The organism is Methanohalobium evestigatum Z-7303 (genome assembly GCF_000196655.1).
GTDB lineage: Archaea > Halobacteriota > Methanosarcinia > Methanosarcinales > Methanosarcinaceae > Methanohalobium > Methanohalobium evestigatum.
On sequence record NC_014253.1, the window covers coordinates 1,225,255 to 1,238,675 of the forward strand.

At 28.9% G+C, this 13,421-nt stretch carries 13 protein-coding genes; 4 read left to right on the forward strand and 9 right to left on the reverse strand.

The genetic code is table 11. From position 1 onward, the window contains the following. Positions 1-31: 31 nt before the first annotated feature. The 7 genes from METEV_RS06165 to METEV_RS06195 form a co-directional block, all read right to left on the reverse strand. Complete coding sequence (locus METEV_RS06165) at positions 32-1,624, reverse strand: glycosyltransferase family 39 protein (protein ID WP_013194679.1); 1,593 nt, start codon at positions 1,622-1,624, stop codon at positions 32-34. A gap of 210 nt (positions 1,625-1,834) precedes the next feature. Then, on the reverse strand, positions 1,835-2,782 hold the full coding sequence (locus METEV_RS06170; RefSeq protein ID WP_198008139.1) for a lysylphosphatidylglycerol synthase transmembrane domain-containing protein: 948 nt from the start codon (positions 2,780-2,782) through the stop codon (positions 1,835-1,837). Beyond that, a complete protein-coding gene (locus tag METEV_RS06175; RefSeq protein ID WP_013194681.1) occupies positions 2,766-3,431 on the reverse strand; it encodes a PHP domain-containing protein in 666 nt (221 codons plus the stop codon). The genes METEV_RS06170 and METEV_RS06175 overlap by 17 nt, the downstream gene beginning before the upstream one ends. A gap of 1 nt (position 3,432) precedes the next feature. Beyond that, positions 3,433-4,332 (reverse strand): decaprenyl-phosphate phosphoribosyltransferase, encoded by a 900-nt coding sequence (locus METEV_RS06180; RefSeq protein ID WP_013194682.1) that lies wholly within the window; start codon positions 4,330-4,332, stop codon positions 3,433-3,435. A gap of 20 nt (positions 4,333-4,352) precedes the next feature. Next, the gene (locus METEV_RS06185; RefSeq protein WP_013194683.1) at positions 4,353-5,417 is read right to left on the reverse strand and encodes a DUF362 domain-containing protein; all 1,065 of its coding nucleotides are present in this window, start codon (positions 5,415-5,417) and stop codon (positions 4,353-4,355) included. Between the two features lie 203 nt (positions 5,418-5,620). After that, positions 5,621-5,899 carry a hypothetical protein gene (locus METEV_RS06190; RefSeq protein WP_049891047.1) on the reverse strand — a complete coding sequence of 93 codons (279 nt, stop codon included), beginning with the start codon at positions 5,897-5,899 and terminating at the stop codon, positions 5,621-5,623. Positions 5,900-6,097: 198 nt separating this feature from the next. Next, positions 6,098-6,310, reverse strand: a complete 213-nt coding sequence (locus METEV_RS06195) for a hypothetical protein (RefSeq protein ID WP_157197304.1) — start codon at positions 6,308-6,310, stop codon at positions 6,098-6,100. Positions 6,311-6,428: 118 nt separating this feature from the next. On the opposite strand from METEV_RS06195, the gene METEV_RS06200 reads away from it, so the two are divergent. The 4 genes from METEV_RS06200 to METEV_RS06215 all read left to right on the forward strand — a co-directional run bounded on the left by METEV_RS06200 (position 6,429) and on the right by METEV_RS06215 (position 11,043). Next, entirely contained in the window at positions 6,429-7,622 is a 1,194-nt protein-coding gene (locus METEV_RS06200; protein WP_013194684.1) for a glycosyltransferase, read from the forward strand. 141 nt (positions 7,623-7,763) lie between these two features. Continuing rightward, on the forward strand, positions 7,764-8,348 hold the full coding sequence (locus METEV_RS06205) for a methyltransferase domain-containing protein (RefSeq protein ID WP_049891051.1): 585 nt from the start codon (positions 7,764-7,766) through the stop codon (positions 8,346-8,348). Between the two features lie 415 nt (positions 8,349-8,763). Next, positions 8,764-9,819 (forward strand): NAD-dependent epimerase, encoded by a 1,056-nt coding sequence (locus tag METEV_RS06210; RefSeq protein ID WP_013194685.1) that lies wholly within the window; start codon positions 8,764-8,766, stop codon positions 9,817-9,819. A 21-nt stretch (positions 9,820-9,840) separates the two neighbouring features. Beyond that, the gene (locus METEV_RS06215) at positions 9,841-11,043 is read left to right on the forward strand and encodes a glycosyltransferase (RefSeq protein ID WP_013194686.1); all 1,203 of its coding nucleotides are present in this window, start codon (positions 9,841-9,843) and stop codon (positions 11,041-11,043) included. 11 nt (positions 11,044-11,054) lie between these two features. Here the strand turns inward: METEV_RS06215 and METEV_RS06220 are convergent, their stop codons facing one another. Next, the gene (locus tag METEV_RS06220) at positions 11,055-12,017 is read right to left on the reverse strand and encodes an NAD-dependent epimerase/dehydratase family protein (RefSeq protein ID WP_013194687.1); all 963 of its coding nucleotides are present in this window, start codon (positions 12,015-12,017) and stop codon (positions 11,055-11,057) included. A gap of 24 nt (positions 12,018-12,041) precedes the next feature. Then, on the reverse strand, positions 12,042-13,226 hold the full coding sequence (locus METEV_RS06225) for a glycosyltransferase (RefSeq protein ID WP_013194688.1): 1,185 nt from the start codon (positions 13,224-13,226) through the stop codon (positions 12,042-12,044). Positions 13,227-13,421: the final 195 nt, after the last annotated feature.

Consider the following 13,421-nt stretch of genomic DNA (forward strand, 5'->3'; position numbering starts at 1 on the left):
CATTAAAATTAAGGATTATAGCTGATTTCTATTAGTTTTTATTACTATATGATATTTTGTAAATCTTATACTTAATAACTTTATTATTAAAATTACTAGTATAAACTTGCTTTTCAAACGTTTTTACAGGTTTTAAGTTCAATAATGACTTATTAAGCTTTTCAATCTCATTAGGTGGGTCAATAATAAAAGCAATATTGTTTTTCATCATATAACCTGTGATGTTACCTTTCTTCATTGCTTTAAGCGCTTTAGGGTTCATAACACCATCTAAATTTATAACATTATGTTTCGGAGTGTAATATTGATATATACCAGTATTAAAAGAACCTATTGTATTATTAGGTGATATATTATTATTAACGTAATTACCTATTCTCCATTTTAGTTCTTCCTGGGGATGTTGACCCTCTTTATATTGCACAAATCCCCCAAATGAAAACGAAAAAATAAGGATAAAAATAACTAATATGTAAGCTAATTGGCGTTTTTTAGGTTTAAGTTCTTGTATTAATTTAACTATTATTGCCGAAAATAATATTGTTAATAAAAAGTATGTATAAATGGTGTACCAACTTCTAAAACCAATTTCATAAAACCAATAAAATAAAAAGTAGATAATTGATGAAATAACCAAAAAGTCAAAGGTATAAATTAATTTAAAAACAATTCTATCTCTTTTTAATGTAAGAATTAAAATTGGTACGAATAAGAAAAAGAATAAGGATAAATATCCTGTTCCAGAATATTCTAAATTTAAAAAGAAATGAGCTACGGATGATAACGTAGAATATATAGAATTAAATACTAGATCTGGGTAAGTATTAGAATTTAATCTTAATATACGGAGAGCTTCACCGCTTATAGGGGTTATTCTATTTAATTTTATGAAGCTCCACATCAACCAGGGTACTACAGTTAAAGAAGCAGTAGATATAATTGCTATTAAACTTTTGGTTTCTAACTTATTTTGCTTAAAGTTTCTTAATACAAGTGCACTAATGACTCCAATACCTATAAAAACTCCATCCATTCTACTCAAAAAAATAAGGCCTATTAATAAACCTATTATTGCAGATTCTTTAATAGATAACTTAGGGATATTTGATTTAGATACTATGTAATATGTTAAAAGTGAAATGAAGAAAATTTGTATTGGGGTTTCCATTGCTGATAACGTCACAAATAATATATTAGGATTAAACAGCCATATAAAAGCAGCAAGTAGTCCAGCTTTTTTGTTTAACACATTTTTCATGATTAAATATATTATTATAGATGTCCCAATACTAAATATTATCATAAGGATTAAAGATGCATAAACCGGAGCGTTAATTCCTAATGGATAAAGTAGTTTAAATAGAGGTATAAGTATAATAACATATAGCGGATGAAAACCATTCGTAGGAATACCATAATTAAAAACAATCCCTTTACCATCAATTATGTTCCTAACTAAAGAGTAATAATAATATGTATCATCAGCAAGAAATTTATTTAAAATTGTATTAATATCTTGGTGTATTAACAATAACTTAAATATGAAACTAATTGATATGATTAGTAATAATAATTTGTCATATATATCTAAACTTAAAATAAAATTAGTTATACGCTTTACCATCTATATCCACCAAGTGTATTTATCATGGTTTATATCATATTAATATAATATAAATATATTTTCTACTTTTCTTTCTATATTTAAGATATACGCAAATTATGTTAATTTGTATAATTAATATATTAAAAATAATTGTTTTATTTAGGCTATAACTTAACTTTTATGCAACAATTTATAATTTCACTAAAATATTTATAAAAAAGTATTGATTCAGTTGATTTTTTCAAGTTTGTTTTGGTAAAAAAGTACAACTATGATACCTACAACCACACCAAACCAGAGAGTACAAAAACGGATAATCAATGCTGACCCTGTAGCCGTTGCTTTAGATACATCCATGGTCAAAAGCAAACCAACAATACTCCCCTCCGCTACACCTAAACCTCCAGGAAGCATCGATACTGCTCCTGCAACAGAAGAGAAAGCAAATACAAATGTAGCAACAAGCATAGACAAGTCTAATCCAAACCCTTTAAATACATACCACATTGCAATACATTCAAAAAACCATGAAACGATACTTAGTAATATCGTAATTGAAAGAGGTCTAAATTTAAGAAGAATATATGCGCTTTCATACAACTCATGAAGATGATGTGCGAATTTGGATATAAATGGTAGCTTTTCACCAAATTCGATCAATTTCAACGATAATTTTCTGGATTGAATTATTGAAACTACAGCAGAAATGATTAATAATGTAACAACCATCACAGATATGCCATATTGGTATATAACTACACCTACAGATGATAATATAATTAAACCTACAATATCTGTTAGACGTTCAGCAAAAACGACAGGAGCAGTTCTGCTGATACTTACATCATTAGTCTGTTTTAAAAGATAGGATTTCAAAACTTCCCCCAATTTACCAGGAGTGATTGACATAATTAACCCACTAAAAAAAACAATTGCGCTATTTTTTTTACCAATGTCTACACCAATAGTGGATAAATAGAAATCCCATTTATAAAACCTTACTATGTAGTTAAAAACAGTTAATATTAATATAATTGGAAGATATATCCATCCAAAATCCACAAATGCAGATATTATACTATTAAAATCCGCATAAATCAAAAGACCAAGTACTACTACAGCAGCAAATATTATAGAATATAAAATCCGTTTTTTGAGTTTATCGATAAGTGACAAAATCTTTACTCCATTTACGAATTTTTGTTCTTGCATGATTCATTAACGATGATTTTTTACCTCTAATATTAATTTTTGATTTTTCAAGTGCATACATCATATTATCTCTAGTTAAATCATCAACCCAAAAAAAATCAGTATACCCAAGACCGACTTCATTCAAATAGTGAGCATCGCTACCACCGACCATCAAAAGGTTATTTTTATTTGCAAATCTTCTAGCAGCTTCATTACTCTTTTCTTTTATACATCGTGAATTGAATACTTCAATTGCATCTATCTGTTTGTAATATTCTGATAAACTACTGAACCTTTTGGACCTATACTCATCAAAGGGATGAGGGACTACTACAATACCACCTTGATTATGAATATCTTCAATAACATCTTCAGGGCTTGTAGATGTTATTTCATCCTGCAAAAACAAACCAATTAATTCACCTTTATCAGTACTTACTTCACATCCGATGATAACTCCAAAATCAGGCGTTTCAAATTTTTTAGCTTCTAATGCACCTTTTATAGTGTCGTGATCAGTTACTGCAATCCCATCAAGACCTTTTTTGATTGCGGTATTCACGAGTTTTTTAGGTTCTGTGACTCCACACCTTGGCGAATATTTAGTATGAGTATGCAAATCATATTTCATCTTAGATACCTACATTATTTAAAATATAGATTAAATTTGTACTTCCATCTGGGACAAAATATAATACTACTGCTACTAAAATAGCCCATATAGAAATAGAAAATAACATACCTTTGTCTTTAAACAGCATTTCAGGCTCGCCACCAAAATCTTGAGAATGAACCAGAAGGAGATATCTGAATAAACCATAGACCAAAAATGGAATAGTTACCATCATATAATGAGTACTGGCAAAGAAAGTGTATAAAAGGTATGATACTATAAGTGCGGATGTGACTATAAGGGTCATTTGTTCCAATAATGGAACCGTGTATTCATCAAGAATTTTTCTGTGGTTTTTCGCATCATCTCCAAGCAGTACAAGTTCATGTCTTCTTTTTCCAAAAGCAAGGAACAATGCTAGTAAAAATGTGCAGATTATAAGCCATGGTGATATTGATACCGTGAGTGCTACTGCTCCTGCTATTGCACGAAGCACAAAGCCTGCTGATATTGTTAAGACATCTACCAACACAATATATTTTAGTTTCAGATTATAGGCAAAAAGCAATACAAAATATAAGACAGATATTAAAAGGAATGCATAATTAACTATTGATGAGATATAAAGAGAACCAGATAATAGTACAATGAATATAAAAAAAGCATGAGATTTTTTAAGTTCCCCAGACGCAATTGGGCGTTTACATTTAACAGGATGTTTCTTGTCATCTTCTGCATCCATAATATCATTCATCAAATATAAACTTCCAGACAGCATACAAAAGATAACAAAAGCAGTTATTGAATCCATCCACGCCATTGGGTTCATAAGATTGTGAGAAAAAATCAACGCCAGAAAGATTATAAAATTTTTATACCACTGGCTTGGACGTAAAGACCTCATAATCGCTTTAAACATTCATTTACCTCTAAATTAGATTAATATTTAGAAAACAATTTACCCCATTTGGTTTCCATAAATTCGTTGACGTATTTTTTACCAATTACTGGGTACCAAAAACGGTCATGATAAGTAGAAGATGCTAATATCGGTATTTTGAAAAGTGGAGTATGGAACAGCAGTGGTTCTAAAAATTTTAATCCTCCTTTCCTGAACAATTTATCTCCACTTACAACAAGACTTTCTCCTACTTCGAAATTATAATTGACATCACTTATATCTTCACCAACAATCTTGATGTTGTCAAGGTTCCCACTTCCTAATCCAAGTTCATCTGCCATCTTTATTTTATCTATTGACATCGGGTCAAAACCCATCATTTTGGCACTTACAGCATCAATTGAAACCTGGTCATAGCTTGCAAGAATGTAATCTTTAATTTTTGGAGTCATTGTCCTTGGACCTGCACCATCACCACAAACAGTACCATCCATTACTGCGAATATACCTGGATGAATTTCTTTTTGTATTTTCAACAAATCTACAAGAACTTCATGAATGTATTTATGGGAATGATGTCTGCGTTCGTTTAATAACCCTCCAAACGCATTTTTCATTGCACCAGTTATCGTGGTGTGACCATGCGTTTTTTGTGTAGGTAGATGCAATACATTTGCCCCTATGAAAGGTTCAGGTATCTGAAAACCATCAGGAAAAACTTTGTCCATTCCTACCATTTCTGTTGAAGGGTTATAATCTAACCATTTAACATCGGTAAGTGGCACAAAATCCACATCATATTTATCGAGAATAGATAACCATTTATTCTGTTTTGCACCTTTTATAGGATTGGTGACAACTGTTTTATTTTCCATTGCAACAATATCTTTATAACCATCTTCTTTTAGTGTTTTTAAAACTGCTTCAAGCTGCCAAGGTTCAGTAGAACATGCTGGATAATAAAGAGACCATGAAAGGTTTAATTTTATAATAGTGGTTTTATCCTTGGGGAGATAGTCTTGATATTTAACACTGCGCATTAATTTACTGTAGTCTTCCAGTACTGTTTCAGGGCTGGTTTTTAAAACTGAAACTTGGGACATAGTTCAACCTTTGTAAAATTAATGGACTAACGTATTAAACATTATTATTTATAATTAATGGACTAATAAATATAATAATAAATAAATTATGTATTATTAACCCATTGTTTGGTTATTGGAAAAATCAAACTTTGTATCTATTATTGATAATTTAAGGTTTTAAAATTATTTATAAAGGTTTTTGCTTGCCATTTTAGTACTGTTCAGTTAATGCATGTTTCCCATTGATAAGGAGTATATGATTTAAGAGCTTGATGTTTTCTGATATAATTATGATACGTGATGTACATATCAATCCAGTTATTGATATGCTGAACAAACCCCATTTTATGTGGAAAGTATTTATCAAAGACCTTGATCCTTCTTTTAAAAGCTTTAAACCACATTTCGATATAATTCCTGATATCACTGGAGATTACAACCCTTTTAATATCGAGTTTTTCCAGAGCTTTGTACCATGGTCCACTATCTACAACTGCCATATGGGGCAGTTCCCCTACATTTTCTTCAAATCCTTAAGAAAGACTTTGTAGTCAGGTGGTTTCTTGTAGGATAGATTCTAGCATAGACTATCTTTTTAGAATCGGGGTTTATAGCCGCGTATATAACTAGTTCTCACTACCAAGCTGTACATTAGTTTCATCCACCACTATGGTGTCTGGCAATTCACCATCATAAAGCTACACACACCATGAACCTCTACTCAGTAATGTACCCCCATAATTTATAGGTTCAGACTTATACGATAGTAGCTTTGAAGTTCTCCTCAAACTTAATCCTTGCTGGTACAGAAGTATAGACAATGCTAAGGCTTTTACATCATTTCTTTTCCTTTCCACAAAAGATTTAATATCTACCAGTATCAAATCTAATAATGCCTCTAAGTTCATCATTCATCCTCCTTAAATAGAGGGAATGAATCTCCCTATTTATTTCTTAATTGAATAGTACCTTGTAATAGCGTAGAAATTTTTATAATACTTGATTTCTTTTTATTTGATAAGAGTAATTATGGGAAAAGTAGTAGCTCTATTTGTAAATACCCTGAAAAATGGTGGAGCTGAGAGAGTTACATCTAACTTATCACTTAACCTATCTAATGATTATAATAAAAAATTAATCTTATATAATAAAGACCAAATTGATTATCCTTATGATGGAGATATAATTGATTTGAATATAGATCAATCTAACCCTGTTAAAATAACTGTAAATAATATATTTCTCAAAACATACCGATTTTTGAAAGTAATGCTAAAACTTAAAAAGGTAAAAAAAGAGCATAATATAAGTACTACTATAAGTTTTTTAAATAATCCTAATATACTAAACCTGTTTTCTAAATATGATGACAAAACTATAATATCTGTAAGAAATTATAATTCAAAATTATTATCAGGTTTTGATGGTAAAATTTACAGTGTATTAATAAAATTGTTTTATAACAGAGCTGATCTAGTTGTTGCAGTTTCAGAGGGTGTTAAAAGAGACCTCATTGATAACTTCAAAATAAACCCTGATAAAATTAAAGTAATTTACAACCCTTATGAAATAAGCAAAATTCAAGAAATGATGAATGAAAGTATAGAAGTAGAATACAGAGATTTGTTCAATTCACCTGTCATCATAAATGTTGCTAGGTTAGTGGAGCAAAAAGGCCAGAAAAATTTGATTAAAGCTTTCAGTCAAGTAAAAAAAGAAATAGTGAATGCAAAATTAGTAATCCTTGGAAAAGGGGAACTTGAAGATGATTTGAGAACAATGGCTAAAGAATACAAATTGGAAAATGATATATTCTTTATTGGTTTCCAAAAGAACCCTTTTAAATTTATTAAAAAATCTTCTGTTTTTGTATTATCCTCGTACAACGAAGGTTTTCCTAATACCCTAGTAGAAGCCATGTCATGTGGAACCCCTGTAATATCTACAGATTGTAAATCAGGTCCAAGGGAAATACTCGCTCCAGATACAGATATAAATTTTGAAACCAAATCTATTGAATATTCTCGTTATGGTATACTTACACCTGTTTGTAACATAAATAATAGCAATAACTTGACAAAAAATGAATATATGCTCTCAGAATCTATAACTAGAATTTTAAAAGATAATGAATTAAATAAAAAATATGGAGCACTTGCAAAAAAAAGAGCATATGATTTTGATATAGAAAATATAATTCCTTTGTGGGAACAAAATTTGTAAATTTATTAAAAGGTTTTAAAAAAGATATTTTTGGAAAAATAACTCAATTTCAGACAAATTTAAAATACATTAAATTTTGAGATTAACTGGTTTATTTATAGATTACTTATAAACATTTCTAAATATTTTGTAGTGATTGTTATGAAAGATAAATATGGAAGAACTTACGAAGCTATTAAAAACCATTACGATGTAGAAAAACAGATAGCAAACAAACTTAAAAAGTCTACAAGAGAAGAGAGAACAGAAATATATAGAAATATGTATGATGAATTATTTTCTAAAGTTCCCAATCATCCTAGATTATTGAAACGAAATAATGAGGAAGAAAGAAAAAAATCAATTAATAATAAGCTAAATTTTTTGCTTGAATTTGTAAATGATAGTGATACTTTTTTGGAAGTTGGTCCGGATGATTGTAGATTAGCTTTTGAAGTATGTAATTATGCACAATATGTATATGGACTAGATATATCTGACCAGATAGGTGATTATCCTAAAGAAAAAATACCTGCTAATTTCGAGCTATTAATATATGATGGTTATAATTTGAATATGGATGATGAAAAAATAGATGTTTCATATAGCGACCAAATGATAGAACATTTGCATCCTGATGACATAGAATTACATTTCCAAATGATAAATAGAATTCTTAAACATAATGGTTGTTATATTTTAGAAATACCCCATAATTTTAAAGGTCTCCATGATGTATCAAAATGATTTTCCGAGGTCCCTGAAGGATTTCATTTAAAAGAATACACTTATAAAGAAATCATAAATATCTTAAAATATACAGGATTTTCAAATTGGAAATGTTATAGATTAATCAAAGGTTATAATATCAAAACTCCAACATCTATTATTACATTCATGGAAAAAATTATGAACCCTTTGCCAAAAAAAATGAAAAAAATAGTATCATCATTATTATTTCCAAATATTGTAATTGTTGCATATAAATAATATTAACCATATTTCTTGCAAAGAATTATAGGTTATATTATAATTTTCAGTAAATGTTACATTAAATGATTATTAGCTATTATAACTTTTGAAATAATCAGATAATTTAATAAAGAAGTATTCAAATTATATATTCATTATATGTTTTAGGATAATTATAGTTACGATTAATATGAAAATACTTATAACAGGTACTGCTGGATTCATAGGCTTCCATCTAGTTAAAAAATTAGTTAATTCTGAACATGAAATTATTGGATTGGACAATATCAATGATTATTATGATGTTAACCTAAAATATGGGAGATTAGAAGAAACAGGGATAAATTCAAAAAAAATTGAATACAATAAATTTGTACAAAGCGATTTATATCCAAATTACAGTTTTATTAAACTAAACCTTGAAGATAAAGAAAATATAAAATTTTTGTTTGAAAACGAGAAATTTGTTGTTGTTTGCCACCTAGCAGCCCAAGCAGGGGTAAGATACAGTATAACCCATCCTTATTCATACATACAGAGTAATATCGTAGGATTTTTAAATATACTTGAAAGTTGCAGATACAACAACATCAAACATCTGGTCTATGCCAGCAGTTCAAGCGTTTATGGGCTTAATAAAAAAATGCCATTTTCTACACAGGACAATGTCGACCACCCCATAAGTTTGTATGCTTCAAGCAAAAAATCCAATGAACTGATGGCGCACACTTATAGTTATCTTTATAATATACCTACTACAGGATTGAGATTTTTCACAGTGTATGGTCCATGGGGTCGTCCAGATATGGCGTATTTCAAGTTCACAAAATCAATACTTGATGATAGACCGATTAATGTCTATAATTATGGTGATATGCAGAGAGATTTCACCTACGTGGATGATGTAGTTGATGGTCTCATTAAAATTTTAGATAATGAACCACCATCTGGAAATAGTGATTGGTCCGGTGAGAAACCAGACCCATCCAGTTCCACAGCTCCATATAGGGTCTACAATATTGGGAATAATAATCCTGTCAATTTGATAGATTTTATCAATGCAATCGAGAAGGCAACTGGAAAAGAAGCTAAAAAAAACTATAAGCCACTACAACCAGGTGATGTTATTTCTACCTGGGCGGATATAGATAATTTAATAAAAGATTTTAATTATGAGCCTAATACACCTGTTGAAAAAGGTATTAAGAAATTTGTAGGTTGGTACAGGAATTTTTATAATGTCTAAATGATTTCAAACTTGATATTTATGAGTAGAAGAATTGCTTTTTTAATACCTACCTTGAGTAATGGTGGAGCAGAGAAGGTTATATCTAATCTTTCGCTTAATCTCTCTCATGAATATGATAAAATTATTCTTTTATATGATAGTAAACAGATAGACTATCAATATGATGGTGAAATCGTTGACTTAAATATTAATCAAATAGATACAAATAAAACCATATTTGAAAAATTAATTATTAAATTATATAATACTATTACATCTACTAGAAAGGTAAAAAAAATAAAAAAAATGTATGGCATCCAAACAACTGTAAGTTTTCTTACCGATTCTAATATTTTAAACATATTTTCTAAGTTAAATGATAAACTTATAATATCAGTAAGGAATTATAATTCAAAATTGTTGTCAGGTTTTGATGGTAAAATTTACAGTGTATTAATAAAATTGTTTTATAACAGAGCTGACGCAATAGTAGCAGTTTCAAAAGGTGTTGAAAAAGATCTGGTAGACAATTTCAAAATAGATCCTGATAAAATTAAAGTAATTTACAACCCTTATGAAATAAGTAAAATTCAAGAAATGATGAATGAAAGCATAGAAGTAGAATACAGAGATTTGTTCAATTCACCTGTCATCATAAATGTTGCTAGGTTAGTAGAGCAAAAAGGTCAGAAACATCTGATTAAAGCTTTCAGTCAAGTAAAAGAAGAAATAGTGGATGCAAAATTAGTAATCCTTGGAAAAGGGGAACTTGAAGATGATTTGAGAACAATGGCTAAAGAATACAAATTGGAAAATGATATATTCTTTATTGGTTTCCAAAAGAACCCTTTTAAATTTATTAAAAAATCTTCTGTTTTTGTATTATCTTCTTACAATGAAGGTTTTCCTAATACGCTAGTAGAAGCTATGTCTTGTGGAACCCCAGTAATATCTACAGACTGTAAATCAGGCCCAAGGGAAATACTCGCTCCAGATACAGATATAAATTTTGAAACCGAATCTATTGAATATTCTCGTTATGGTATACTTACACCTGTTTTTGATAAATGCAAATTTAATAAAAATGACCTTTTAACTGAAAATGAAAAATTGCTTGCAAGTAGCCTTGTAGAGCTTTTAAAAAATAATAAATTAAGGGAAGATTACGCATTATTAGCTCTACAAAGAGCACAAGATTTTGAAATCAAAAACATAATGTCACAATGGGAAGGAATCCTTTAAATTACTTAAATTTAAATCAAAGCTTTTACAGTATCTCTAATACTTTTTTCTGAATTATAAGTGGGTTCCCATCCAAGATTTTTAAGTTTATCTATCGACAACATCATTTTTGGTACATCTCCTTTCCATCCTCTTGAACCACCTGTATAATTGAATTCTACATTTTTAAGACCCATTTCATCAACAACAATTTCTGCAATTTCTGTAACATTAATAGTATCTTCAGACCCTATATTATATATATTAACCGTATTATTGCTTTTATTAATAGAATATAAAATAGCATTTACACAATCATGTACGTGTAAATATGATTTCCTTTGCTGACCATCACCTAGTATTTCAAGTTGATTAGGGTTGATTTTTAATTTTTTTATAAAATCAAAAATTACTCCATGATTACTACGGTTTCCTACTATATTTGCAAATCTAAATATCCATGACTGCATATCAAACGTATGACAAAATGAGGAAATCAAACCTTCGCATGAAAGTTTAGAAGCACCATAGAGAGAAATGGGTACAAGTGGTCCATAATTTTCAGGTGTGGGTATTATATCAGCTTCTCCATATATAGTCGATGTAGATGTGAAAGCTATTTTTTTCACATTGTTTTTACGCATTGATTCAAGTAAATTGTATGTAGCTTTTATATTCTGATCAAAGTGGACTTTAGTATTTTCTGAACCTAATTTAACATCAGGATTAGCTGCTATGTGGAAAACAAAATCTGTTTCTTCACATGCTGAATCAATTTCTTTAAAATTAAGAAGGTTTCCATCAATAAACTTAAAGTTATTTTTGTTGATATGATGTTTAATAAAATTTTCATTACCCGAGCTTAAATTATCGAAAATTAAAATCTCATTATCATATTCCATTAATAGGTCTAGAATATGGCTTCCAATAAATCCGGCACCACCTGTTATTAATATTTTAGTTTTTGATGGTATATTTAGATTTGTTTGAAACATTAAATACCACAATTCCAAATTTGTTCATTTGTAATATTTATCTACTTTTTTGAATAGGTTTCCAAGTTTATCAGTTTCTTTATCGATATTAAATTTATTAACAATAATTTGTCTTCCTTTAATTCCCATTTTTTTTCTTTCATCTGGATTTTTGCAAAGCCTTATAATAGCATTTGTTAATTGTTTAACGTTTTTTTCAGGGATTATTAGCCCAGTATTTTCATTTTCTACCAACTCTGGAATTCCTGATACATTTGTAGATATTACAGGTAATTCCATTGACATCGCTTCCATCATAGCTACTGGTATACCATCGCGATCACCATTTTTATCTATTACACATGGTAAAACAAATATGTCAGCAGTATTGTAATATTCTATTAGTTCATAGTCTGTGACATCACCTACAAAATTAACATATTCTTTTATATTCAATTCTTCAACTAATTTTTTTAGTTCATTCTCAAGTTCGCCACTTCCCACGATAATGAATTCACAATTAGTACAATGTTTAATAACTTCTGGTATAGACCTTATTAAATATATATGTCCTTTTTTTTCAATAAGTCTAGATACTGACAAAATTTTTACCCTTGAGCTATTATTTTGCTTATTTGTGGGTTTGAATTTTTCATAATCGATTCCGCATCTGATGACATTAATATTATTATTTGAACCTATAACATTTTTCATGTAATTTTTATTGTACTCAGATATTGTGATATTATATTCAGCATCATCTAATGTTCTTTTTAAATGACTGATATTTGGATTACGATATAAATCATAAGCATGTGCTGTTAGAGTATAACTTAATCCAAAAATATTACTCAGTACTCTTGCATGAGCAGCTTTTGTCGCAAAATGAGCATGTATATGATTAATATCAATCTTTTCAATAATTATTGAAAAATATGCCATTTTAGTTGCATGCAGTGGTAATCTTTTATCTAATAATTCTTTAATAATATATTTTAAATAATATTTAATGAATTTTGGTAAGTTCTTTAAAACATATGTAATATCAAAGTAATAGGTTTTGTTCAATAGTTCATTGTCTAGTTCATCATGAACAATTGACTCTGAAGGCTTGTATATAGAGAAAATATAAATATCAAAGCCTTTCCTTTTAAGGTTAAAAATTTCATTTAATATAAAGGATTCAGATAATTTTGGAAATTTAGATAATAAATATACTATTTTCACCATATCACCAAGATATTAGGTATTTGATTTTTAGTTTTAATATTATGAATATATGGATTTAATTTTTAAAATTATTATGTTTTTTCCAAAATACTTATATCCCAACCTACCTGTAGTTTAATTATCTAAAAAGGTATCTCATTTGCTGTATAATTAAAATATATTTATAGGAACATCATCTGAATATCTGAACTTATT